Annotated in this window: 22 protein-coding genes; 1 reads left to right on the top strand and 21 read right to left on the bottom strand. The window is 59.6% G+C overall.

Features of this window, described 5'->3' with window-relative positions; translation table 11 throughout:
* Positions 1 to 17 precede the first annotated feature (17 nt).
* The 8 genes from ACQZ40_RS21510 to ACQZ40_RS21545 are packed head-to-tail and all read right to left on the bottom strand — an operon-like array spanning position 18 to position 10,810.
* A complete protein-coding gene (locus ACQZ40_RS21510; RefSeq protein ID WP_032489955.1) occupies positions 18 to 1,598 on the bottom strand; it encodes an ABC transporter substrate-binding protein in 1,581 nt (526 codons plus the stop codon).
* Positions 1,599 to 1,603: 5 nt separating this feature from the next.
* The gene (locus ACQZ40_RS21515) at positions 1,604 to 2,443 is read right to left on the bottom strand and encodes an ABC transporter permease (protein WP_174000899.1); all 840 of its coding nucleotides are present in this window, start codon (positions 2,441 to 2,443) and stop codon (positions 1,604 to 1,606) included.
* A complete protein-coding gene (locus ACQZ40_RS21520) occupies positions 2,440 to 3,414 on the bottom strand; it encodes an ABC transporter permease (RefSeq protein WP_065657550.1) in 975 nt (324 codons plus the stop codon). Before ACQZ40_RS21520 ends, ACQZ40_RS21515 begins: the two co-directional genes overlap by 4 nt.
* Positions 3,411 to 5,114 carry an ABC transporter ATP-binding protein gene (locus ACQZ40_RS21525; RefSeq protein WP_065657551.1) on the bottom strand — a complete coding sequence of 568 codons (1,704 nt, stop codon included), beginning with the start codon at positions 5,112 to 5,114 and terminating at the stop codon, positions 3,411 to 3,413. Before ACQZ40_RS21525 ends, ACQZ40_RS21520 begins: the two co-directional genes overlap by 4 nt.
* An 11-nt stretch (positions 5,115 to 5,125) precedes the next feature.
* Positions 5,126 to 6,031, bottom strand: coding sequence for a fructoselysine 6-kinase (locus tag ACQZ40_RS21530; RefSeq protein WP_032489959.1), 906 nt, complete (start codon positions 6,029 to 6,031; stop codon positions 5,126 to 5,128).
* An 18-nt stretch (positions 6,032 to 6,049) separates the two neighbouring features.
* Complete coding sequence (locus ACQZ40_RS21535; RefSeq protein WP_065657553.1) at positions 6,050 to 7,096, bottom strand: SIS domain-containing protein; 1,047 nt, start codon at positions 7,094 to 7,096, stop codon at positions 6,050 to 6,052.
* 22 nt (positions 7,097 to 7,118) lie between these two features.
* Entirely contained in the window at positions 7,119 to 8,729 is a 1,611-nt protein-coding gene (locus ACQZ40_RS21540) for a hydantoinase B/oxoprolinase family protein (RefSeq protein WP_065657554.1), read from the bottom strand.
* The gene (locus ACQZ40_RS21545; RefSeq protein ID WP_233279015.1) at positions 8,729 to 10,810 is read right to left on the bottom strand and encodes a hydantoinase/oxoprolinase family protein; all 2,082 of its coding nucleotides are present in this window, start codon (positions 10,808 to 10,810) and stop codon (positions 8,729 to 8,731) included. Before ACQZ40_RS21545 ends, ACQZ40_RS21540 begins: the two co-directional genes overlap by 1 nt.
* Before the next feature lie 108 nt (positions 10,811 to 10,918).
* Here ACQZ40_RS21545 and ACQZ40_RS21550 point away from each other — a divergent pair, with 108 nt between their 5' ends.
* Positions 10,919 to 11,821, top strand: coding sequence for a LysR family transcriptional regulator (locus ACQZ40_RS21550; RefSeq protein WP_065657555.1), 903 nt, complete (start codon positions 10,919 to 10,921; stop codon positions 11,819 to 11,821).
* Between the two features lie 120 nt (positions 11,822 to 11,941).
* Here ACQZ40_RS21550 and ACQZ40_RS21555 read toward each other — a convergent pair whose 3' ends face one another.
* The 13 genes from ACQZ40_RS21555 to traI all read right to left on the bottom strand — a co-directional run bounded on the left by ACQZ40_RS21555 (position 11,942) and on the right by traI (position 23,205).
* A complete protein-coding gene (locus ACQZ40_RS21555; protein WP_065657556.1) occupies positions 11,942 to 12,706 on the bottom strand; it encodes a glutamine amidotransferase in 765 nt (254 codons plus the stop codon).
* Between the two features lie 198 nt (positions 12,707 to 12,904).
* Positions 12,905 to 14,215, bottom strand: a complete 1,311-nt coding sequence (trbI, locus tag ACQZ40_RS21560; protein WP_065657557.1) for an IncP-type conjugal transfer protein TrbI — start codon at positions 14,213 to 14,215, stop codon at positions 12,905 to 12,907.
* A gap of 11 nt (positions 14,216 to 14,226) precedes the next feature.
* Positions 14,227 to 14,703 carry a conjugal transfer protein TrbH gene (gene trbH, locus ACQZ40_RS21565; protein ID WP_065657558.1) on the bottom strand — a complete coding sequence of 159 codons (477 nt, stop codon included), beginning with the start codon at positions 14,701 to 14,703 and terminating at the stop codon, positions 14,227 to 14,229.
* The gene (gene trbG, locus ACQZ40_RS21570; RefSeq protein ID WP_065657559.1) at positions 14,703 to 15,557 is read right to left on the bottom strand and encodes a P-type conjugative transfer protein TrbG; all 855 of its coding nucleotides are present in this window, start codon (positions 15,555 to 15,557) and stop codon (positions 14,703 to 14,705) included. Before trbG ends, trbH begins: the two co-directional genes overlap by 1 nt.
* Before the next feature lie 16 nt (positions 15,558 to 15,573).
* The gene (locus tag ACQZ40_RS21575; RefSeq protein ID WP_065657560.1) at positions 15,574 to 16,236 is read right to left on the bottom strand and encodes a conjugal transfer protein TrbF; all 663 of its coding nucleotides are present in this window, start codon (positions 16,234 to 16,236) and stop codon (positions 15,574 to 15,576) included.
* A gap of 14 nt (positions 16,237 to 16,250) precedes the next feature.
* Positions 16,251 to 17,441 (bottom strand): P-type conjugative transfer protein TrbL, encoded by a 1,191-nt coding sequence (trbL, locus tag ACQZ40_RS21580; protein WP_065657561.1) that lies wholly within the window; start codon positions 17,439 to 17,441, stop codon positions 16,251 to 16,253.
* Positions 17,435 to 17,662, bottom strand: a complete 228-nt coding sequence (trbK, locus tag ACQZ40_RS21585; RefSeq protein WP_065658790.1) for an entry exclusion protein TrbK — start codon at positions 17,660 to 17,662, stop codon at positions 17,435 to 17,437. The genes trbL and trbK overlap by 7 nt, the downstream gene beginning before the upstream one ends.
* Positions 17,659 to 18,468: a P-type conjugative transfer protein TrbJ gene (gene trbJ / locus ACQZ40_RS21590; RefSeq protein ID WP_065657562.1), complete on the bottom strand. Its 810-nt coding sequence runs from the start codon at positions 18,466 to 18,468 to the stop codon at positions 17,659 to 17,661. Before trbJ ends, trbK begins: the two co-directional genes overlap by 4 nt.
* A complete protein-coding gene (locus tag ACQZ40_RS21595; protein ID WP_065657563.1) occupies positions 18,440 to 20,902 on the bottom strand; it encodes a conjugal transfer protein TrbE in 2,463 nt (820 codons plus the stop codon). The genes trbJ and ACQZ40_RS21595 overlap by 29 nt, the downstream gene beginning before the upstream one ends.
* Before the next feature lie 10 nt (positions 20,903 to 20,912).
* On the bottom strand, positions 20,913 to 21,212 hold the full coding sequence (locus tag ACQZ40_RS21600) for a conjugal transfer protein TrbD (RefSeq protein ID WP_065657564.1): 300 nt from the start codon (positions 21,210 to 21,212) through the stop codon (positions 20,913 to 20,915).
* Positions 21,205 to 21,609 (bottom strand): conjugal transfer pilin TrbC, encoded by a 405-nt coding sequence (gene trbC / locus ACQZ40_RS21605; protein WP_065657565.1) that lies wholly within the window; start codon positions 21,607 to 21,609, stop codon positions 21,205 to 21,207. The genes ACQZ40_RS21600 and trbC overlap by 8 nt, the downstream gene beginning before the upstream one ends.
* Complete coding sequence (trbB, locus tag ACQZ40_RS21610; protein WP_065657566.1) at positions 21,599 to 22,570, bottom strand: P-type conjugative transfer ATPase TrbB; 972 nt, start codon at positions 22,568 to 22,570, stop codon at positions 21,599 to 21,601. Before trbB ends, trbC begins: the two co-directional genes overlap by 11 nt.
* A complete protein-coding gene (gene traI, locus ACQZ40_RS21615) occupies positions 22,567 to 23,205 on the bottom strand; it encodes an acyl-homoserine-lactone synthase (RefSeq protein WP_173994888.1) in 639 nt (212 codons plus the stop codon). The genes trbB and traI overlap by 4 nt, the downstream gene beginning before the upstream one ends.
* Between the last annotated feature and the right edge of the window lie 326 nt (positions 23,206 to 23,531).

Here is a 23,531-nt window from a genome sequence, read left to right on the forward strand (position 1 = left end):
TCCATTTGGCATCAATTTTATTCGACTTCGACGTTCTCGACGGTGAACCCTGATTGGAATGTCAGGAAGCCAGGAATGTTGGTGAAGCCCTTAACCTTCTTGTTGAGACCAAAACTCTGGTCACGCCACATCAGGTAAACGAACGGCGACTGTTCGAGCGCACGATCGACGAACTGGCTGTAGATTTTCTCACGCTCGACGGGGTCAAGTGTAACGCGGCCTTTATCGAGCAGATTGTTGATAACCTCGTCGTCGAAATAGGCCGAATTATTGAGCCGCACAAGTTGTTGGCCACCGTAGAAGAAGTTACTTAGCCAATCTGGATCGGCGATATCGCCTGCAGTGCCGGCGACAAGGAAATCGTAGTCCCCCGCGTTGTTCTTGGCGATGCGGCCGGACCAGTCCGGCAGGTCAAGCTTGGTCTTGATCCCGATCTTTGCGAGTTCGGCCTGAACCGCAATCGCCGTGTTGTTGTGGAAGCCGTACTGCGATGTGGAAAGCAGCCTAGCTTCGAAACCGTTCGGATAGCCCGCCTTTGCCAACATCTCTTTCGCCTTGGCGGGGTCGTATTTGAAGAAGTTTGCCTTATCCTTGGAATAGCCCATGTAGCCTTCCGGAATTGCGATGCCATAGAGTGGTGTGCCGCGACCGTTGAAGGCGGTGTTGATCACCGTGGCACGGTCGATTGCATAGGAAATTGCTTGGCGCACTTCCGGCTTGGAGAACGGCTCGAACTTGGTATTGAACTGAAGCATCATAAACGGGCCGGTGGTGCTCGCCAGCTTCAAGTCGGAGCTTCCCTCGATCGATGCGGCATCCTTCCACGGAACATAGTCGATGATGTCGACGTCGCCGGATTTCAGCGCGTTCACACGTGTATTCTCGTCACCGTAGAAGACGTAGTGGACGTCATCGAGATGCGGCTTGCCCTTCTTGTAATAACTGTCGAACTTCTCAACGGTCAGTTCACGACCGCGTTCCCAGTTGACGAACTTGAAAGGACCGGCGCCAATTGGCGCGGCATTCGGATCGCTGCCATGCGCCTTGATCCAGGCGGCCGGAATAATCGCAGATTCCGGAAGAGCCAGGTAATGGACCAGCGGCACAAAGGGCTTCGAGAGCACAAGCTTAACTGTCTTGGGATCCGGCGTCTCAATCGACTGGATGACGCCGAGCTCATTTCTATAGGTCGCCTTGCTGTCCTTGGCAGTCACGCGCTCGATGGACGCCTTGACATCCGCTGACGTGACCGGAGAACCGTCGTGAAACTTTGCGTCTCGGAGCTTGAACGTATAGGTCAGCGCATCCGGGGAGACGTCATAGCTTTCCGCCAGTTCGGACGAGAGCTTTCCATCCGGACCATAGTTGAAGAGGCCGCGATGGATTGCTAGCCTTATCGTGCGCGCCGGCGCGCCGGCATTGATCGTGCTTTCAAGCGTCGACGGTTCGCCGGATAGGCCGAAATACAGCGAACCGCCATCTGCGGCAAACGCCTGTTGAGCGAAGACGCCCGATGCAAGGGCCAAAGCGACCCCGAATATCTTCCCTTTCATGCTGTACCCCTTTTTTACTTGTCTTGGTTGATGCGAGATTTCCATGTCCGTTACTCCTCCCTGAGTCGTGGATCGAGAATGTCGCGCAGCCGGTCGCCGACCACATTGATGGCGAGAACCGTCATTGCGAGAAGAAGGGAAGGCCAGATGACGTACATCGGGTTCTGGCTAAGGTAACCGCGCGCCGTCCCAATCATCTGGCCCCAGGAGGGCTCAGGAGGCACGATGCCAAGGCCGAGGAAGCTTAGGCCGGATTCCAACAGGATGGCGGCTGCTACGGTCAAAGTTGCCTGCACGACCAACGGAGACAGGATGTTTGGCAAGATCGCGGTCAAGACTACCCGCCGGGTGGAGGCGCCCATCGCGTGCTCCGCCTCCATGAACGCCATCCGTGAGACCTGGAGGGTTGCGGCATGTGCAACGCGGGCGAAATGTGGAATGTAGAGGACACCGATCACCACGGCGAGGCTCAGGACGCCGCTTTTCCAGAAACCGACCGCAAGCAGCGCGAGCAGGATCGGCGGAAAGCTCAGCATGATATCGACGCCGCGCATGATCAGAAAGGCGGTCAGGGGCCGGCCATAAGCGCCAGCGATGCCGATGAAGGTCCCAAAAAATCCGGCGATCAACGTAGCGCCAAGCGCGACCATCAGCGTCGGTTGGACACCGATGAGAAGGCGGCTCAAGAGATCGCGGCCAAATTCGTCGGTGCCCAACCAATGAGCCACCGAACTGCCTTGATTGACGCTCTCTGGATTGAGAAGGAACGGGTCTTGCGGCGCAAGCCAGTTGCCGAAGATGCCAATGAACATGACAACAACGAGAAGCAGAATACTGGCAAGGAAGGCCGGCTCGCTGCGGGTGGCGCGGAGAATTACCTCGGGGATCAAGAGCTTTTCCTCCGTATGCGGGGATCGAGCAAACTGTAGAGCAGTTCCACGATCAGGTTGATCAGTATGAAGGCAGCGGCGATGGCGAGCATCGAACCCTGAACAAGCGGATAGTTGCGGGCCGACACCGCTCCAACAAGAAGCGTGCTCAGCCCCGGCCAATTGAACATGGCCTCGACAAGAACCGTTCCGCCCATCAGGTTGCCGAGCTGCAGGCCGATGATCGTGACGATCGGAATCGCTGCATTTCGCAAAACGTGCTGCCAGATGATCCGCCGCTCCGGCATGCCCTTGGCGCGCAACGCTCGCACGAAGTCGCGGCCGAGAATTTCCAGCACCGAAGAACGCGTCATACGGGCAATCGACGCGGCGAGGCCAAAGCCCAGGGCGAAGGCCGGCAAGGCCAACTTACGAAAATGTTCAAGTACGTTTCGCGAGATATCCGTGTAACCGCTAGCCGGAAGCCAGCCGAGCTTGACGCTGAAGAACAACACCAGAAGCGTGCCAACGATGTAAACGGGCACCGAAATGCCGATCGTTGCGATCGAAGTCAGCACCGTGTCGCGCGTGCTTCCGCGCTTCAGGGCTGCTGCAATGCCAATTGGAACGCCGATTAGCGCTGCAATGATGATCGCCGCGAAGGCGAGTTCCAGCGTGCGCGGCAGATTCTGCATCACATAGTTGGCGACCGGATATCCATTTGTCAGCGATTTGCCGAAATCGAGATGCAGCGCATTCCGCAGCCAAACGAAATACTGCGATATGACCGGCTGGTCGAGGCCAAGCTGAGCTCGCATCGAGGCGATCGCCTCTGGCGACGGGTTGCTATCAGCGCCGAGCAGCAGGAGCACAGGGTCGCCGGGCATGATGTACATGACGGAGAAAATGAGGGTGGCGACGACAAGAAGCTGAATGAAAGCCGTCAGCAACTTTCGTGCGACCAGGAGCAGAGCTCCGACCGAGGCACTCATGCGCCCTCCTTTCCACCGAGTGTCGAACCGACAGTTGGTACGGCCTCGAGCAACATGCGGGTGTAGGCATCCTGGGGATCACTGAAGACTGCGGACGTCTCGCCGGATTCGACGATCCTGCCTTTCCGCATCACCGCGACTGTATCGCTGACATATTTCACGACAGAAAGATCGTGGGAGATGAAGAGATAGGTCAGGTCGAATTCTGCCTGCAGATCTTTGAGGAGATTGAGCACCTGGGCCTGGACGGATACGTCGAGCGCGGAGACAGCTTCGTCGCAGATTACGAGCGATGGGTTGAGAGCAAGCGCACGCGCGATGGCAATTCTCTGCCGCTGGCCGCCAGAGAATTCATGGGGGTACTTTTGAGCAGCGGTTGCAGGCAAGCCAACGGCTTCGAGCAACGTCCGAACTCGCGCTTGACGCTCCGACGCATCACCGTTGGCGAATATCACCATTGGCGCCTCCACCAATTGGGCGACCGTCTGGCGCGGGTTAAGCGAACCGTACGGGTTCTGGAATACCATGGCGATCTCGCGCCGGAACGGCAGCATGTCCCTGTCAGAAAGCCCTGCTATGTCTTTTCCCTTGAACAGGATCTTCCCGGAATCAGGCTTAAAGAGCCGGATAACGGCGCGGGAGAGTGTGCTCTTTCCGCAGCCGGATTCCCCGACGAGGCCAAGCGTCGTTCGCGGCGCGACCGATAGGCTCACTCGATCGACGGCACGCATCTCGACGGGCATGGCAAGAGGCGAAGGTTTCAGCCAATAGGACTTGCAGAGATCACGGATTTCAAGAAGGGGGCGGTCAGCCTCGATCGGGATTGGTCCAGAAGATGCAGGACGGCGACGCGGTTCCGGCCGGACACTGCGCGCCTTGCCCGTTGAGTCGCGCTCGATCACTGGCAGCCGTTCGGCATCGCCACCAAGCGACGGCATAGAATCGATCAGCGCCCGGGAATAGTCGCTTTGAGGCCTGGAGAAGAGATCGGCGGTCGTCGCCTCCTCCATCTTGTCGCCTGCATACATGACGACGACACGGTCAGCCACTTCGTAGATGACACCGAGATCATGCGTGATCAACAGGATGGCAGCGCCTACATCTGCATTCAATTCGCGAAGTAGTTCGAGCACCTGCTTTTGGACCGTTACGTCGAGCGCTGTTGTCGGCTCGTCGGCGATAATGATGTGTGGCCGGCAAGCGACAGCCATCGCGATCATGATGCGCTGGCACTGACCGCCGGACAGCTCGTGAGGATAGGAGCGCATGGCGCGATCGGGATCGGGGATCAGCACTTTTTCCAGAAGTTCGCGGGCCTTGCGGCGCGCATTCCCGCGACCGATCGGCTCATGCAAAAGAATCGCCTCAACGATTTGGTCGCCGCAGGTGAAGATCGGATCGAGCGACGCTATTGGATCCTGGAAGATCATAGCAATATGGCTGCCACGCAGCCTGCGCAGCTCTGCCGACGACAGTTTCAGGATATCGACGCCGTCGACCAGAACCTCGCCACCGGTGACCGCCGCGTTCGGTGGCAGAAGGCCCATGACTGCGAGCGATGTGATGGTCTTTCCGCTGCCGCTCTCGCCCACCAGGCCGAGGATTTCGCCCGGTCGGATGGTGAAATCCATATTGCGTACGGCCGACCTCAGCCCCGTACCGGTCTTGAAAGCGATTGAGAGGTTCTTGACTTCGAGCATCCGACCTCCTCTCACACGTGTTCGTTGGTTGCGATGGGAGCGGCATGACCGAATGCTCCCTCGATCCCGCAGATCTCGGCTGCAAACTGGCTGCCTTTGTTCATCGCAATCGAGATGGCATCCGCAGAAGGTCGGACGCCTCGCGTCCAGCCGGACGCGAGTAAAGAAAGAAGTGTTGCCGTGATGAAGGCGTCGCCAGCGCCAAGTGTATCAACGATAGCGGCAGGCTTTGGCAGAACCGAAACGAATGCCTCGCCATTGTAGGCCGTGGCGCCGTCCGGCCCGAAGGTAGCCAAGGCTAGGCTGCATCCGTTGGAAACGGCTTCGCGAAGAGCTGCAATTCCGCGTTCGCGGCCTACATCGCCGGCAGAGATTGCTGCAAAATCGAGATGCGGCGTCAAGGTGCCGATCAGCTCATCCACCTGCCAGCGATAGGAAAAGTCATACGAGAGCAGAGCGCTGGCGCCATTCAATGCTCCGAGATGTGCATTCAGGTAGCTGTAACAGCTCGTATGCACGAGGTCGAAATGGGACACATAGTTGAGGTCAGTATCACACGGCGTGAAAGGGTTTTCACGCGCGACACCGCCCTTGTTTGAGAAAATGAATTCACGATTTCCGTCAACGACGTGGACGTCCGCATGCCCGTTCTCACGTTCGACAATCCGGCAGAATGACGTCTGTATCGCAAGGCCTTGAAGTGTGGCGCGAACATGCCTTCCGGCGGCGTCCGTGCCGAACGTTCCAAGAAAAGCCGCTTCGGCGCCGAGCCCGAGGACCTTGAGGCTTGAATATTTTTTCTCTTCTTTCATCTTTCCCCGACCGCCTTTTCTGTCATGCGGTTTGATTTGGATGAGACGTCCGCCGATGCATTGCTTTACTGATGCGGATTCTCGCATCGGGATCGAGCACGACATGGACGGACATCTTCGTCATCAGTAATCGACTTTCCACATGTAGCGACGAACGCTGAGCGGATGCTCGCGCAGCACCGAAAGCGTGTGGGCAAACCAGTACCAGGTGACGCCGATCACGAAAGGCGAGAGGAGCGGCGAAACGTCTTCGTAGCGGCCGGCATCGAACGTGATGATCTTGTCGGTCACGCGGCGAGTGAATTTCAACGCTCGCTGGTCGATCTTGCGGTTCTCGCCATTGTCCATCAGGAAGACGTAGGCCATGTCGGCATCCGCCACCTCGTAGGGGCCATGACGGAATTCGCCCGAATGGATGTCGGAAGCATCGAGCCACAGCATCTCGTTAAAGATACAGATCGAATACTGGTAATTGAGCGCCGAAAGAATGCCGCTGGATAGCACGTAGTAGATGTTCTCGTCCTTGTAACGGCGGGCGAGTTCCATGCCGCGCTCGCGCTCGGCATCCTTGATTTCGTGCAGCCTGGCAGGCATCGCTTCGAGATCGCGGACGAGCTGCGCGCCGACCGGATTGCCGAGATGCTGAAGTAGATGCGCGGCGAAGAGATATGCCACCAGCGTCTTCGGCATGCCCGGCAGTTCCTTGCTGTAGGGCAGCAGATAATCGCAAATCTTGGCCAATCCGCTTTCGGTTCCCGAAGTCAGCGCGACCGTGACTGCGCCTGTCGTCTTCGCCCAGCGTGCGGCAACCAGCGCGTCTTCGGTTTCGCCGTTATGCGAGGTGATCAGCACCACCGCCGTCTCATTGACAGGCTTGGGACGGCGCGTTTCGAGCTCGGTGGAGTTGATGCGCTCGATGCGCAGGTCGCAATACTTGTCGAGGATGTATTTGACCGGTTCGATGTAGGAGTTCGAACCGCCTGAGCCTACAAGATAAACGGATTCGATCTGGCGCGCGGAAAAAACGTCCTTCACCAGCTTTTCCGCGACCGGATTGCCATCCCGGAACGCCATTTCAAGGACGCCCTTCAGATAGTCCCCTTCCAAGTAATTCGGGTTGGGAGCGGACTTGATCTGTTCGTCGCTCGGCGTCAGGTTTTCGAGAGCCATAATGTTCATTCTCCGTGTGAATTCAGGACGCGCTGCCGAAGCCGCCGCCGCCCGGTGTCTGCAGGAACAGGCTGTCCCCGCGGTTCATGAGGATGTTGGTGATCGAGATGTCGTATTCCTTGACGGCGCCATCGGCCGTCGCGAACTTCAGCCGAGCGACCTCTCCCTGGCCGCCGCCGAACACGCCGTCCGCGGGGGTGCGAAGACCTTCGCAGGACGCGTTTGCCCGCACGCCGTCGGTCATGGCGACCACTTCCCGGACGATGCCCATGCCGCCGGTTTGCTGACCTTCGCCGCCGGAGCCGGTGGCAAGCGCGTAGCGACGGACCATCAGTGGATATTCGATTTCGAGCGCTTCGGCAGGCAGGTTGGAAGTGTTTGTAATGTGGACCTGAATGCCGTTCATGCCGTCGTGCTCGAGGCTGGCACCGGCACCACCGCCGACAGTTTCGAGATATACGAAGTTGCCTTCGCGTGTCTTGTGCGGACCAAAAAAGATCATCGTCGCGTTCATGTCGGCGGAAGAGGCAAAGACCTTTTCCTTCGGCAGGACATCGGCGAATGCCTGGAAGATGGCGCGCACGACACGCTGGCAGCTCGTCGAGCGGATGCCGACCGCGGCCGGGAATTTCGGGCGAACCAGAGTGCCCTCTTCCGCGATGATCGAGACCGGAAGGGCCATGCCTTCGTTCGGCGGCAGAGACGGATCGAGCAACGCCTTGATCGTGTAGTAGCAGGTGGCGTCGAGGGCGGTCTTCGGGATGTTGACCGCGCCCCGCGCCTGAACGTCCGTGTCGGTGAAATCGAAGGTGATGCCGTCGCCTTCCACCTTGATGGCAACCTGGATGCGGCAGGGATCGAAACCGACCCCGTCGCCGTCGATGAACGCCTCACCGGTATAGATCCCATCCGGCATTTCCTGGATTCGCTTGCGCAGGCGGCTTTCCGAATAAGCGATCAGATCGTCGATCGCTTTCTCGATCGTGGCAATGCCGAACTGATCGGCGAGCGCTACTAACTTGCGCTCGCCGATCTCGTTGGTGGCGATCTGTACCTTCAGGTCCAGAATGCGCTCCAGCGGGTCGCGGCTGTTGGTGCTGATCAACCTGACGATCTGCTCGTCCAACACGCCCTCACGAGCGATTTTCAGCACCGGAATACGGATGCCCTCAGCGAAGATGCTCGTCTGGCTCGGATCGCAGGAGCCCGGAACACCGCCGCCGACATCCGAATGGTGGCCGAGATTGGCGGCGAAGAAGCAGAGCCGGCCTTGGTAGAAGACGGGTGTCAGGATCGAGATATCCGGCGTGTGCGAACCACCGGCAAGATAGGGGTCGTTGCAGATGAATGCGTCACCCGGCTTGATATCCTCGAGCCTGTAGTTTTCGAGAACCGCCGCGACGCCTCCCTGCAGGGAGCCCAGATGCACCGGGATATGCGAGGCCTGGACGATGAGGCGGCCACGGCCGTCGAAGAGGCCGACGGAGCAGTCCTTGCGCTCCTTGATATTGGTCGAGAAGGATGAGCGCACGAGGCTCAAGCCCATTTCATCCGTAATCGACATGAACCGATTGGAGTAGACCTCCATTTCGATGGTGTCGAATTCGCGCGGTGGTTTGACGTGCTGCTGCATCACGCACGGTCCTTCACAAAGCTAAGAATGATGTTGCCATAGGCATCGACGACGCCGGACTGGCCTGGGAGGATGTAGGTCGTGGAGGTGAGTTCCTCGACGATCGCCGGACCTGTGAAAGTCTCGCCCTGCGGCATGGCCGGACGTTTATAGACCGGCACAGTCTGCCATCCCGCCTGCGGATCGATATAGACCTCGCGCTCACCGACGATGGCGTCCTTCATGGAGCCTGCGGCGCCGTCGACTGTCTGGAGCGGCCGGCCGGCATGGCCAATCGCCTGGACGCGCAGGTTGACGATCTCTACCGGATGGTTTTCCAGCGCGTACCCATAAACGACACGATGGGCTTCGGCGAAACGAGTGGTGAAATCTTCCGCAGTGGACAGAATGCCCTCGACGCGGATTTCGTGGTTCTGTCCAGCATAACGGGCTTCGGCAATATGCTGGAGCGCACGCTTCTCGTCAGGGATGGTTTCTGCTTCCAGCCATTCTTTCGCCTGCAGCTCCAGGCCCTGGAGAGCCGATGCGATATCGAGCCAAGCCTCGCCCTGTGCCCACTTGATCTGCGTCGAGACGAAGTCGCGCGTTACATCCGACAGAAGCACGCCGCGGGCGCACATCGTGCCGGGAGATTCCGGGATGATGACGGTTTTCAGGCCAGTTTCCGCGGCCACGAGTGAGGAATGGAGCGGGCCAGCACCGCCGAATGCCATCAGCGCGAAGGATTTGAGGTCATGCCCCTTATCCATCGAAACCGCGCGGATCGCGCGGGCCATATTGGCGACCGCGATGCGGATGATGCCCCAGGCCGTGTCCTCGACCGACCGCCCGATCTGCGTTGCGACTGCACCGATGGCCCTGAGAGCCGCCTCGCGATCGACCGGCATGGCACCGTCGAGAAGTGCGACTGGGTTGAGCCGCTGCAGGACGATATTGGCATCCGAGATCGTCGCGTCCGTGCCCCCCTTACCATATGCGGCAGGTCCCGGCACGGCAGCCGCGCTCTGCGGGCCGACTTTCAGGCCGCCGGCATCATCGAGCCAGGCGATCGAGCCGCCGCCAGCGCCGATCACATGCACGTCGACCATCGGGCAGCGGATAGAGTAACCAGCAACATCGCGGTCGGTGGAATAGGCCGGCTTGCCATTGGCGATCAGCGCGACGTCGGTCGAGGTGCCGCCGACGTCATAGGTGATGATGTTGGGGAATGAGGCTGCCTTGCCCACCAGCGATGCACCGACGACGCCCGCGGCCGGACCGGAAAGGCAGGTACGGACCGGATAATTGCGGGCAGTCTCGGTGGACATCAGGCCACCGTTGGAATGGATGGTATAAGGCTTGGCTTTCACGCCCGCCTTGCGCGACCGGGCCATGAACCGTTCGAGATAGCCGTCCATGCGCGGCATGAGATAAGCGTTCATGACCGTGGTGGAGATGCGCTCATACTCCCGGAACTCCGGCAGAACATCGCTTGAAAGAGAGATGAAGACATCCGGAAGGTGCTGGCGAATGATCTCGGCGGCGCGTTGTTCGTGAGCTGGGTTGCGGTAAGAGTGGAGGAAGCCGATCGCGACCGCCTCTACGCCCTCTTCCTTGAACCGTTTGGCGGCCGCTTCAACACCGGCATCGTCAAGGGGCACGATGACCTCGCCGGCAGGACCGAGACGTTCGGCGACTTCAAGACGCAGCGGGCGCACGACCAGCGGATCGGGCTTGCGAACGCTCATGTCGAAAAGGTCCGGGCGGGTCTGGCGGCCGATCTCAAGCACGTCGCGAAAACCTTCGGTTGTCAACAGGCCGGTTTTGCCGCCGCGACGCTCGATAACCATGTTTGTCGCGACCGTGGTGCCATGACCGAAATGCACCACGTCGGACGATTGAAGCCCACGTTTGCCGAAACCGGTAATGCCGATCTCGATCGCTTCCGACGGATCATGCGGTGTCGAGGACACTTTGAAGTGACGCATGCCGCCCGTTTCGTCGTCGAGGACCGTAAAGTCTGTGAAGGTTCCGCCGACATCAATGCCGACCCTGATATTGCCCATGATGCTCTGGTCTTTGCGCTGTGGCCTTGGCTTCATGCCGCTGCCTTGCCTCTCATGACCACGATCTAAAAACACCTATCGCATCTAGTAAAATTCAATTATTCAAGCTTTCCATTCCAAAATGGAATATGCGAGGAGAGCGATATGAGACGGATCAAACTCAGACATCTCGACACTCTTGCCGCCTTCATGAAAACCGGCTCGGTGACGGAGGCGGCGCTCGTACTTCACACCACCCAGCCCAACGCCAGCAAGTCGCTGAAACAGCTTGAGGATTTCGCGGGTGTACGACTTTTCGAGCGGAGCGCTGGACGGCTTCGACCCACTCCCGAGGCGGAACTGCTTTTTTCACACGCAGCACGTCTCATGGACGAGCTGACCGTGTTCGAAAACCTGTCGCTTGATCTGACGGCGATGACGCAGGGCTATGTCAACATAGGTATTTTGTCGGCTTTCAGCACCGCCCTCATCCCCATGGCGATCGAGCGTTTCAACGATCTCTATCCTGGAATTCAGGTACAGGTGGACCTGCTCGATTCCGACAAGATCCACACCTATGTCAGTCGCGGGAATTACGATTTCGGTCTGGTACACCATCCCGAGCACGAATCCGACTTGATGACTCAGACGCTTAAAACCTCATCCATGGTCTGCATCATGCCGCCGGACCATCCGCTTGCGAAACACCGGATCGTTCTGTCGAGCGACATTGCCGACCAGCCATTTGTGACGTACCCACGGTCGGTACCGTTCGGCGCAGCGATCTTCCGCTCTCTGTCCGACGAGGGCGTCAAGCCATCAAATACCCTGATCTCGAACCAGAGCCAGCTCATTCGCCGCCTTGTGGAGCGTGGCCGGGGCGTGGCCCTCGTTGATCATTTCTCTGTGTGGGATGCCAACGAGCTGGACCATATCGTGGTGCGTCAGTTCGAGCCGCGCATTCCAGTCTCAGTCGGCATGATTATCCCCAAGCGCCGGCCTCTCTCGCTGGCAGCGCAAACCTTCGTTGGAATGTTAAAGGAAGTGCTGGAACAGGATCCCGGCTGAACCAGGCAGCTCTATTCTCAAACAGAATAGCCCCGCCGCCTCATGCAGCATTCATGAGCCCCACTGGCGTAGTCGGCAGAGAAACCTGTTACTGCCTGCCCATCATTTTTGCCGCCCAGTCTAAATCTCCTGCGCGAGCCAACGAACCATGTTGACCATCAGCGCGTCGTAACCGTCCCAACGCATGAATTCATCGGAAAGCCAATGCGGTGCAATGTCGGTCGTCCAAGCCAGTGTTCTTCCTGATTCATATTGGCGGACCGACAGCAGCGGAAGTTTCTGCCCACGGCTTTCGCAATGGACCAAATTTATCGAGCCATCATCCGACCGAAGCTGAACGCGGTTGAGCCCGAGAACATAGGGAATGCTTGCTGGTACCCCGGAAAGAATCGGGTGTTCGCCTTTCTCAATAATCGGGTCGAGACCTTCTGGCGCCTCCAGTCCGTCAGGGCCGGCGTGGAGCGTAACGGGAAGAGCCTCTTCAATCGGGGTACCGTGAAACATAGCCGAGCCGTCGATGCCTTGATAGGAGGTGTATCCTCCAGCCATCATTAGGCCGCCACCACGCGCAGCCCACTCGCGGAGCAGTTCCAGGCGATTGACCGATCTTTTGCCGATGCGTGTTTCGGGAGTGTATAGCAGCGAAAGCGCCCCAACATCGGAAATTATAACGGCGGCATATTTTTCGAGCTCAGAGAAAGTTTTCGGGAACTCCGCTTCGCAGCGTTCTCCTCCGATTTGAACAACCGTTATTCCGTTGTTCGTGAGGGCTTCGACAAACCTCACCGCGCCGTTCGAATAGCGGGCGGAGGCTCGCACTTCCAGCCCTTTCGATGAAAGAAAGGTTGTGTGGAATGATTCGCCGGCAAGCAACACTGGCTTCATGAGGAGGTTATCCTTAACTGGAAAGGGCGCGGGATGCTGCCCAAGTGAAGATTTGAATTGTTCTGAGAGCGGTCTCAGATTCGGGTGAAGGTGTCAAGAATCTTTGTTGACTGCAACATGATCGCACGCGGGATCACCGTCTGGTTGTCAGGCGAGGCTTGACGGCGATCTAGACCCCGAAGACGATGCCCGCACCAACTACCGATATGCTCCTGGAAACACGATATCCTGATCGACAAGGACATTGAATTTGTAGCCAGGCCGGATTTCCAGTGTCGGCTGCACATCCATGTTTTTCTGTATGGTCCGATCAGCAACCCGCCCGAAGGTCTCCGCGAAATTCCGCCTCGCTGCATCTGACGCCGTGTCTTGCGTTGCGAGCGTCGAACTCTGTGGCACGGACATGTCGATCCCGGTCCCGATCAGCGCAATCATCACCGCCGAGCCGAAGGTTTTCAGATAGTGATTGTTCACCTTGTCCTTGAAGCCGCCATAGCCTTCAGCATCGGTCCCTGCCATGCCGCCGATCTGCAGTGTCGATCCATCAGGGAAGATAATATCGGACCAAACGACGAGAATGCGGCTCTGGCCAAACGAGACCTTGCTGTCGTAGCGGCCGAATAGCTTCGTGCCCTGCGGGATCAGCAGGCGATGTCCGGTCGCGCTGTCATAGACGTTCTGGCTGACCTGAGCAGTGATGCGGCCGGGCAGGTCGGAATTAATACCAGTAATCAAGGTCGCCGGGATAACCGAGCCCCGTTTGAGCTCATAGAGTGACTGCTGCGGGACAACACGGTTCGGCAGATAGCCGAGGTCCTTGAGGTCCGTGTTGAAGAAATCCTCCTTGCTCTTCTGCCCATTGGGATCAATGTTCTGGCCGCCGAGGCCGGCACGCAAGGCGGCGGCATAGAGATCGGAAGCGCCTGCCGTCGTCGAGATCGCAGTCGATGTATTGGCGGCCGAAGTATCGTCTGTTGCCGTACGTGCCTCCAGCTTGCCGCGATCGATGGTGAGCGGCGCGTCATAGGCAGCATCGTTCGCCTGGAGCCTTGCCATGCGCTGGCGCTGTCTCTCCCTGAGATATTGCTCCTGTTGCTCGCGCTCGAGACGCGCCCGCCAAACCGCCTCCGGCTCCAGTTCCTGTCCGCGACGCTGTTCCTGCCGCTGCTCCGGCGTCGGGGTGAGCGGATTGCTGACGTTTTCGTCCACCTGCTTCGTCTCGACAGGTGTCGGCTGAAACGTCGTCTGCTGCTGCGGTTCGCCGATAATACCGTCGGTGACGCCGCGCTTGATCTGATCGGCAAAGGTCGAGGCGGGATCGCCGGAACTGGTGTCCGGGCCGGCATCCTTCCCAAAATAAAGCCCGCGCGACGCGAGCCCATAAAAGATGATGCCGAGGAAGGCGAGTGCCAGCACGATGACGACGACGATCGGCAGGCGATTGATCCGGCGGATGCCCGATGCCGCCTGACTGTTCTGCGCGCCGCCGAGTTTGAGGGATTGCACCATGATCTTCTCCCTCACCCGCGCCGCAGCAGCGAAAGCGCGCTCATCGGCGTCGCTCCGGTCGACGTCACCGTGTAAGCGCGGCCGAGTTCGACGCTGTTGGTCGAAAGGCGCGCCAGCACTTGGCCCTCGAATGGCATGATCACATAGGCAAGTGGGACGACGGTCGTTCCGCTATCCGTCTTCTGGTCGGTGACGACGGCATAGCCCCATCCCTTCAGGGCCGCCTCCAGTGCCTGCCCGAAGGGTGAGGTATCCGCCTTCAGGGCAACGGTTGCCTTGCCCGGCCCGATCTGTTCGGCAAGGCGGCTGACCATGTCGCCTGCAATGGCGCTCGCCGCCGGGCTCAAGATTTCGGGCGGCGCGTTGCTGGTGACAAGACCTTCTGTGTCGATCGATTGGCACCCGGAAAGGAGGATGGCGAGGATGCAGGCGGCAGCAAGGCCGGGTATACGGTTCAGGGGGCGTCGAATGAAGGCAAGAATCTTCATCACCGCCCTCCCCTGCTGATCGTCACCTTTTGTTGTTTCCAGCCGACGCCCGAGACGAGCACGGCGCGGTCGATATTGTAATCCACCACCATCACATTGTTTTTCATGCGGTAGTTGACGATACGGTTCTGGCCGCCGGAAACGACAAAGAGAACCGGCGCGTCCTGACCCGAGATCGACCGCGGGAACTGGATGTAGGTTTTCAATCCGTCCGAATAGACCCGTGTCGGCCGCCAGCCGACACTGCCCGATATGGAATAGGAAAAGCTTAAGTGCTCCGCTGGTACCCCGGCGCCGGGGATCGTACTTGCTTCAAGCCGCGCGTTGACGTCGGCAAGTTTCGAGGAAACATCCTCGGGATATTCGAAGCCGACGCGGGCCATATATTGCGTTGGATGCGACTTGAGCTGGATATGATATGTCCGCCGGGATGTGGTCACCACCATTGAGGTGACAAGACCGGGCTCTGAGGGTTTGACGATCAGATGGATCGCCTGACCACCGGCAGCACCCGAGGTCGCCGTCTCGACCTTCCAGCGCACCGTATCGCCGACCAGCACATCGCGCACCACCTCGCCGCCCTGAAGTTCGATATCGCAGACCTGCAACGGTGAGCAGACGACCGATGGCTGGATCTCGCCGTAAAGAAAGATCACCTTGCCATCGGCGCCTTTGGTGACCAGGCCTTTCGACCCGCGCCATTGGGTCGACAGCCCAATGCCTTTCGCCTCGTTGGCGGTGACACCATCTGCGGCAAGCGCAGTCAGCGGGCCGAGGACGGTAAAGGGGGCGATCGCCAAAACCAGGAGGCCGATGGCCAGGGCAGCCCGTTGTCTTCTGTGTCTGATATTCATGCTCGGGCCATGCCTTTCAAAGCTGTGCTGTCCAGTCGAAGTCGCGGAGATAGAGACCGATTGGATTGAGACGGATGACGCCCTCATCCTGGGGCGGCGTCAGCGTCACAGTGGCGATGCCGCGGAAGCGGCGTGTCGCCGTTTCCTTGCCTCGCCGATCGCGCTCGAATTCGGTCCAGTCAACCTGATAACTCTGGTTCGATAGCGCGACGATATTGTTGACCTCGATGGCCACGGTCGCGGTCTTCGCCTTTTCGAACGGCGAGTTCGAGCGGAACCAGGCATTGACTTTTTCGGTAGCCGGATCGGATGTCCGCAGCAGCCCGTAGGTCCGGTCGATATATTGTTTCTGGACGACGGCGTCGGGCGTGACGGAGCGGAAGTTCGAGACGAAACTGCCGAGCGTGGCGCGCACCACGCGCGGATCAGCATATTCGATCTGTTGCGGAAAGCCGGCATTGACGGCTGTCCCGAGCTTGTCGACCTCGACGATATAGGGGATCAGCTTCACCTGCGTGCTCTGATAGAGGGCATAGCCGAAACCGATGACGGCCACGGTCATGCCGGTGATGCCGACGATGCGCCAGGCGGCGGCCGCTTTTACGTATGAGCCGTAGCGTTCGTTCCATTCGTTGCGCGCAGCGATATAGGGGTTGTCTGGTGGAGTGGTTCCAGCCATGCGCTGTCAGCCTCTTATTTCTTGTCATTGATCGGCGGTGGTGGCGGCGGTGTACCGGGCCGGCCGGATTGCTGGTCGAGCTTGGCGTTGGCGAGGCCGAGCATCGAACCGGCATAGGCGCCGGGCGAGCCGATGGCCTTGTCCTTAGCAGCCGAGCCAACTGCGCCGGCCGCTCCCCCAATGCCGGCTTCCAACCCGCGCATGGCGGCACCTGCCAGTGACGCTCCCCCTGCCCTAGCCGCACTTGCTGCCTCAAAGCCCCGGTTGGCCGCGCCGATCGTGAGGAACCCGGCGCCGAGTGCGGCAGAGGCAGCTTGCCCACCGTGACGAATGGCTTCCATGCCGCCGCCCACCGATGCGCCCTGGACTGCGCCTTGCAGGATGGGCGGCACATACATGGCGATGACGAACACCACGACGGAGATACCCGCAATGGCAAGCGTCGTGATGAACTGTTCGGAGGTCGCCGTCGGCGCTTCGGCAAGACCGAGCAAAATATCGGAGCCGATCTTGGCGATCATCACCAGCGCCATCAGTTTCATGCCGACCGAGAAGGCATAGACCAGATATTTGACGGCAAAATCCTTGGTGTAGGATGAGCCGCCAAGCCCGAGCATGATCATGCCGGCAAGCAGACCGACATACATCTCCACCATGACGGCGACGAAGATTGCCGCAACGAGCGAGAAGGACACGACGACGACGACCATGGCGAAGACGGCGGCGATCGCCAGTGCATTGTCCTCGAAGATGCCGAACTTCGCCAGCTCCGACATTTTCGTCGCAACGCGGATTCCGGCATCAAAGATATTGGCCGGTGAGGCTGAACCGCCGCCGGCGCCGATCTGATAGAGGCTGTCGACCACGGCCTTGGCGAACGCTGGCCCTTCGTTGAGGACAAAGGCGAAGAGACCGATGAACATGATGCGCTTGACGAGTTCCGCGAACCAGCTGTCGAGCGAGGCTGCATTGATCGCCAGCCACACAGCGGCAATCCCGACCTCAATCCCGGCGAGGATCCAGAACAGCGACCGCGCCGCGTTCATCACGGTCGTTTCCCAGCCCTTGGCAGCGGTGACGACGGAGTTTTCTAGGGTGGTCAGTACCTGACCCTGTTGCGCGAGGGCGGGGGTGGTTGCGATCAGCGCAACGCCGATCACTATCAAAGCAAGTTCAAACTTGCGGGAAGGAGGCGCCGCTACCATCGTGGCTTCATCTCCTGGCCGCCGCGAATATCGCGGGTGGTATCACCGCCAAAGAACTGTTCGCGATGTTGGCGCTTTTGTGCATTGGAAGAGGGACCGGTTGCGCCTGCACCTGAACCGGATACCGAGGTGGGCTGGGGCTGGATCAGCGTCCAGCTCACGGTGCCACCAGCAGCCAGGATTACTGCCACCACGAGGATTATGATCAGACGCGGGCTCACCACCGAGGCTCCATCGTTTGTCCACCGCGGATATCCCGCTCGCTACCACCGAAGAACTGTTCACGTCGGGCCTGCGCCAGGTCTTGTCTCGCCTGTTCCGACTGGAACCAGGTGCCCATCATGGTCATCTGCTGGGAAACGAGACCGCGAAGCTTTTGCATCTGCGCTACCTGCTGGGCGGCAATCTGGTGGCCGACCTGCAGCGCCTTCATCTGGCCGTCCGATGATTTCGACATGGAGCGCAGAGACGACATCGTGCTTTCCTCGCTGGAGAACTGCTCTGCCGTCAGGTTCGCGGCCTTCAGCGTCCCGGCGATCGTGTCGCGATTGGTGTCGGACCAGGTCTGGTAGGTCGAGGAAAAGCTCGCGCCATCCGGCAGGTTACCCTTCATCTCGGAAAAACTCTGGAAGCGCTGCTTCAGCACATCATCGATGTTGCCCATCGAGAAGGCGACGCCCTGCCCCTGGGTAACGACGTTTTGCAGGTTCTGCAGGTCGCTTTCGACCTGGCCCCAGATATGGTTGGGCAGCTGCGCCGTGTTCTGCAACATGTTCTGGTAGATCTTGAGTTGGTTCTGGATCTGCTCGGCCAGCTGTGAGATCTGCGTGATTTGGTTGTTGACTTGGTCCGCCGATTTGCCGACCAACGAGATGAGTTCGGCGTTGTTGGCGAGCTGCGTCCATTCGGTCGCCTGACCGGTCACGCCACCGGCATGGACGGGAACAGGGAGAGTCCAGGAGAACGTAGCGACCGCACTGAGTGCGACGCGCAATATCCTATTCAACCGGGAAGAGCTTATCGGCATGGGCGATCCCCCTTTGCTGGAGCCAATGAAGAGGCCAATTTGCCCCGTGTTCGGAATGCAGGGAGCGGATCCGTTTCAGGTCTTCCTTCCCGGATGCTCCGACGAAGGAGAGCGCTACCGGTCCGAGCGCCATGTCGAACAGGCGGCGGCCTTCGGGCGAGACGACATAATAGTCCCGCTTCGGAATGGCGGTTGCGACGATCTCGATCTGCCGCTCGTTGAAGCCGATGCGCTCGTAGAATTCTCGCGTGCCGGGCTCGCGGGCCGCCCCGTTCGGCAGGCAGATTTTCGTTGGGCACGACTCTTTCAGGACATCGATGATGCCGGAGCGCTCGGCATCCGAGATCGACTGTGTGGCGAGCACCACGGCGCAGTTGGCCTTGCGCAGCACTTTCAGCCATTCCCGGATCTTGTCGCGAAACACCGGATGGCCCAGCATCAGCCAGGCCTCATCGAGGATGATCAGGCTGGGCGCACCGGTCAGGCGTTTTTCGATACGGCGGAACAGATAGGTGAGAACGGGAACGAGATTGCGCTCGCCCATGTTCATCAATTCCTCGATCTCGAAGCACTGGAAGGTGCCCAGCGCCAGACCGTCCTCCTCGCCGTCGAGAAGCTGGCCCATTGGGCCATCGACGGTGTAGTGATGCAGAGCATCCTTAATCTCGCGCATCTGCACGCCCGACACGAAGTCCGATAGCGACCGCCCGCGTGATTCCGCCATCAACCCGACCTGTCGAGAGATGGCGTTGCGATAATCCGGTGTGATCGTCACACCCTGCAGCGCCACAAGCATCTCGATCCATTCGGATGCAAAGGCGCGGTCGCCGTCGGTAGACAGTTCGGACAGCGGGCAGAAGGAAAGTACCCTCCCCTCCCCGTCTCCGGAGGCATCGCCGCCGATCTGGTAATGATCGCCATCGATCCCGAGCGTCAGCGGCAGCATCGAGCCGCCCTTGTCGAAGGCGAAGATTTGCGCACCGGCATAACGCCGGAACTGCGCGGCGATTAGCGATAACAAGGTGGATTTGCCGGATCCGGTCGGACCGAAGATCAGCGTGTGACCGACATCGTCGACATGCAGGTTGAGGCGGAACGGGGTCGAACCCGACGCCACCTGCATCAGTGGCGGTGAGGCTGGCGGATAAAAGGGGCACGGTGCGACCGCGCTTCCGGACCAGACCGAATTGAGCGGGATGAGGTCGGCGAGATTGCGCGTATTGATCAGCGGCTCGCGGATATTCGCGTAGGAGACGCCGGGCAGGCTGCCGAGAAAGGCGTCGGTCGCATTCAATGTCTCGATCCGGGCACCAAACCCTTCGGCCTGAATTAAGCGACGGATCGCTTCGCACTTTTCCTGAAGCCGGGCCTGGTCCTCTTCGAACAGGACGATGACCGGCGTGTAATAGCCATAGGCCACGAGCTGCGACGATGCTTCGGCAATCGCGTCCTCGGTTTCCGCCACCATCAGCATTGCGTCCTGGTCAAGCGAGCGGGACTGGGTTTGAAACAACTGGTCGAAGAAGGGCCTCACCTTCTGCTGCCACTTCTTGCGCGTACGCTCGAGCTTCGCCCGCGCTTGCTCCGCATCGAGGAAGACGAAACGCGACGACCATCGATAGGTCAGCGGCATCAGATCGAGCGCGTTGAGAATGCCGGGCCAGCTTTCCGCAGGCAGGCCGTCGATCGCGACGACGCCAAGAAAGCGATTCTCGATGAGCGGCGTCAGCCCGTGCTGGAGTTCCGCCGTCACCAGCCAGTCGAGATACATGGGGATTTCCGGCAGGCGAACCGGATGGTTCTCACCGGTGACGCAAAAGCGGATGAACTGGAAGAGCTCGTCATATCGGGCAACACGAAAGCCACCGCGCTCCGACGTCTCGCGTGTCATCATCCGGCGGATGGATACGACATTGGCGAGATACTGCTCAACCTCCCGGATTGAGGAGAGAAAGCTGTCCAGCGCCTTGTCGGCGTGAGTTGCGGACCGGCTGGCGGTGTCCGAATAGATATAGCGGGTCAGGCCAGAGCGGCGTGGCTCCGGCGGCCGCCAGGTCAGGATCAAGGCATGCCGGCTCTCGAAATGCCCTCTTTCCTTCTGGAAATGTGCCCGTCGTTCCGCATCGATAGCGCGGGTGACGAGATCAGGAAAATGGCAGTCGGGCCGTTGCGGGTAATCCGCGGTCGGCACCCGGACGGCCTCGACCTGAATCATCCAGCCGGAGCCAAGCCGCGACAGGATCGCATTGATCTGGCGAGAGACATCGTTGCGCTCAGCGTCCGTCGAGCTTTCGCTGTCAGGGCCGGCAAAGTACCAGCCGGCCATCAGCGAGCCGTCCTTCAGCAGGATGACGCCGTTATCGACCAGACCAGCATAGGGCACGAGATCGGCGAAGGATGGCCCGGAATGACGGAAGGATTTGAGGACGACCATCTCGACCCCTTCAGAATTTGCGCCACGGCGACGATGTCGCGCGGTAGAATGTCTTGTAGGAGATGTGGCGGACATAGACGCGCCGCATCAGCGGATCGGCCTTGGCCATCATGCGAAGCGCTGCAACCGCGACCAGCCAGATCGCGATCCCGAACAGTGCTGCATACCAGGTCAGCACCACGAAGATCAGGATGATGGCGGCCAGCGCCGTCAGCAACACCAACTCACGATCGGCGCCCATCAGCAGGTTCGGACGTGATAGCGCCCGATGAACCCGCGACCGCACGAGAGCCGAGCCAGATTCAGCCACGATCCCCCTCCCCTCTTTCAATGAGCGTGGCGGAGGGTGAATAATCGAACCGGTTAGCCTGCGAATGAAGCTCGCCGATCGACGCCCCTGTCGCGCCGAACAGGGCGACGATCTGCGTGGCGCCGAGCAACACGCCACCGACCAGCGCGACGTAGCAAAGCCGTCGGGCAAAGTCGTTCAGTTCGCCGCCGAAGATCAGCATCGCACCAGCGATGGCGACGGCCGCAAGCGCGATGAAGCCGGCGACGGGACCGGTAATCGACTGCTGGATCTGCTGGAGTGGGGATTCCCATGGCAGACTGCCGCCACCGGAAGATGCCAGTGCCGCATCCATTGAGCCGAACGAAACGAGGGCCAATGCTGTGACTGTGAGAATGAGATGGGTCTTACGCGACATGGCTGTCCTCGTCGATCTGGGCGTAATGTTCGGTCTGGTAGTGGCTGTTGCGGTATCCTTCGATATGGATGACCTCGCGGACCCGCCTCCCCTTCCCCGTGCGTTCGATGGAGACGACAAGATCGACGGCCTCGCCGATCACTTCCTGCATTGGCTGCTGGCTGGCTTCCGCCGTCAGTTGCTCCAGTCGCCGTAGGGCCGACATCGCCGTGTTGGAATGGATCGTTGTGACTCCGCCGGGATGGCCGGTGTTCCAGGCCTTCAGCAGTGTGAGTGCCGCGCCATCCCGGACCTCCCCGACAATGATGCGGTCGGGACGCAGTCGCATCGTGCTTTTGAGGAGCCGCGCCATGTCGACCGTATCGCTGGTATGCAGTGAGACAGCGTTCTCGGCGGCGCACTGGATTTCGGTGGTGTCTTCGAGAATGACCATGCGATCGTTCGGAGCGGACGCGACGATCTCGCCAATGATCGCATTGGCGAGCGTCGTCTTGCCGGAGCCCGTCCCGCCTGAGATGACAATGTTCATGCGGGAATCGATCGCGCTGCGGATGGCGGAAGCCTGGCGCTCGGTCATCACTTTCGACGTCACATAATCGTCGAGCGGTATGAGGCGCGACGCCCTCCGCCGGATCGTGAATGCCGGCCCGGATACGATCGGTGGCAACAGGCCCTCGAAACGGTGTCCGCCGATCGGCAGTTCGCCAGAGATAATCGGTCGCTCGCCGTCTGCCTCCGACTGCAGGGCATGAGCGACACTGCCGATCACGACTTCGGCGGCGGCAGGCGTCATTGCGCCGGCTGATTCGACCCCATGACCGAGCCGCTCGATAAACAGTCGACCATCGGGATTGAGCATGATCTCGACGACCGTCGCGTCATCAAGGGCGACGCAAAGCTGGTCGCCGAGCGCGTCCTGGAGTTTGCGGACAAGGCGCGGATGGGAGCGAAGCTGGGTCACGCTGCGCTCCTGAACGGTCGGCCGTCGTCGTCTGCGATGATTGAACGGTATCCCGGCGGGCAGACCCGTTCGAAGCTCATTCGGTCGGCAGGCAAACGTCCGGCGATGGCGACGGTGTTGCCGATCGCGACGGGTTCGCCAAGTCGCGTCATCGGCCAACCGGCGCGCTTCAGGATGCGCTCGAAGCGGAGATCGGTGGCCGTGACGATTTCACTGTAGCCGCTCGCGATCGACCATTCGATGATACCGGCGAACAAGGTGAGCGTCGCAAGATTCAGTGTGCTCCCCTCCCTCTGTAAGACAAGTGAGGTATCGACGCAGAAGCGCGAACTCTCGATCATGCCTGAATGCCCCCCAAGCGAACCCGTATCGAGAAGCTGGGGAAAGGTTTGCTCCAGCATGGTCGGGCCAGAAGCTGGAAGAAGACGAACGCAACCTGCGACCTTTCCACCGTCGGCAATTGCCAGAAGATAAGTCGGGCTGCAATCATCGTACTGGTCACGCTCCTCTCCCACGGTGATGGAGACGTCCCAGGCGAGACGTCCGCCAAATACCGTCGCGCGAAGACGGTGCATCTGTCTCAGGAAGTCGCGATGGCGGTCGTATTTCTCGGGCGCGACGGTCAATATCCGCATGATGATCTCCGCATGAACAGGTCGTGCGAAAGGAAATCACGCCGCGACGCGTGTGCCTATGTGCAGATCTGCACCTAAGGTGATTCTAGCGAGTCGCTGGTCCGGCTCTTAGAGTGTGAGCGTGTGGTGAGCTAGGCGGAGGAGATTCATGTGCAAATCTGCATGTCGTCCCAACGAGATCGACTTGCGCAAACAGGTGTAAGTGACAGATTCAAATCAAAGAATCGGGATAGGTCTCTGACACAACGAAAACGCGTTAACTATTGATTAACTTTAAATATCTTGCAAACCGTGCTGGAATCGGTTGTGCTATCCACGATAAATAG

This window comes from Agrobacterium sp. 16-172Ci, from assembly GCF_053522725.1.

Excerpts from the sequence above, each read along its gene's own strand:
- ACQZ40_RS21595 (WP_065657563.1), bottom strand. The coding sequence starts at position 20,902 with ATGGTCGTCCTCAAATCCTTCCGTCATTCCGGGCCATCCTTCGCCGAT.
- ACQZ40_RS21540 (WP_065657554.1), bottom strand. The coding sequence starts at position 8,729 with ATGCAGCAGCACGTCAAACCACCGCGCGAATTCGACACCATCGAAATG.
- trbG (WP_065657559.1), bottom strand. The coding sequence starts at position 15,557 with ATGAATATCAGACACAGAAGACAACGGGCTGCCCTGGCCATCGGCCTC.
- trbH (WP_065657558.1), bottom strand. The coding sequence starts at position 14,703 with ATGAAGATTCTTGCCTTCATTCGACGCCCCCTGAACCGTATACCCGGC.
- traI (WP_173994888.1), bottom strand. The coding sequence starts at position 23,205 with ATGCGGATATTGACCGTCGCGCCCGAGAAATACGACCGCCATCGCGAC.
- ACQZ40_RS21555 (WP_065657556.1), bottom strand. The coding sequence starts at position 12,706 with ATGAAGCCAGTGTTGCTTGCCGGCGAATCATTCCACACAACCTTTCTT.
- ACQZ40_RS21510 (WP_032489955.1), bottom strand. The coding sequence starts at position 1,598 with ATGGAAATCTCGCATCAACCAAGACAAGTAAAAAAGGGGTACAGCATG.
- ACQZ40_RS21545 (WP_233279015.1), bottom strand. The coding sequence starts at position 10,810 with ATGAAGCCAAGGCCACAGCGCAAAGACCAGAGCATCATGGGCAATATC.
- trbL (WP_065657561.1), bottom strand. The coding sequence starts at position 17,441 with ATGGTAGCGGCGCCTCCTTCCCGCAAGTTTGAACTTGCTTTGATAGTG.
- ACQZ40_RS21530 (WP_032489959.1), bottom strand. The coding sequence starts at position 6,031 with ATGTCGTGCTCGATCCCGATGCGAGAATCCGCATCAGTAAAGCAATGC.
- trbC (WP_065657565.1), bottom strand. The coding sequence starts at position 21,609 with ATGTCGCGTAAGACCCATCTCATTCTCACAGTCACAGCATTGGCCCTC.
- ACQZ40_RS21520 (WP_065657550.1), bottom strand. The coding sequence starts at position 3,414 with ATGAGTGCCTCGGTCGGAGCTCTGCTCCTGGTCGCACGAAAGTTGCTG.
- trbI (WP_065657557.1), bottom strand. The coding sequence starts at position 14,215 with ATGGTGCAATCCCTCAAACTCGGCGGCGCGCAGAACAGTCAGGCGGCA.
- trbJ (WP_065657562.1), bottom strand. The coding sequence starts at position 18,468 with ATGCCGATAAGCTCTTCCCGGTTGAATAGGATATTGCGCGTCGCACTC.
- ACQZ40_RS21575 (WP_065657560.1), bottom strand. The coding sequence starts at position 16,236 with ATGGCTGGAACCACTCCACCAGACAACCCCTATATCGCTGCGCGCAAC.
- ACQZ40_RS21535 (WP_065657553.1), bottom strand. The coding sequence starts at position 7,096 with ATGGCTCTCGAAAACCTGACGCCGAGCGACGAACAGATCAAGTCCGCT.
- ACQZ40_RS21550 (WP_065657555.1), top strand. The coding sequence starts at position 10,919 with ATGAGACGGATCAAACTCAGACATCTCGACACTCTTGCCGCCTTCATG.
- ACQZ40_RS21525 (WP_065657551.1), bottom strand. The coding sequence starts at position 5,114 with ATGCTCGAAGTCAAGAACCTCTCAATCGCTTTCAAGACCGGTACGGGG.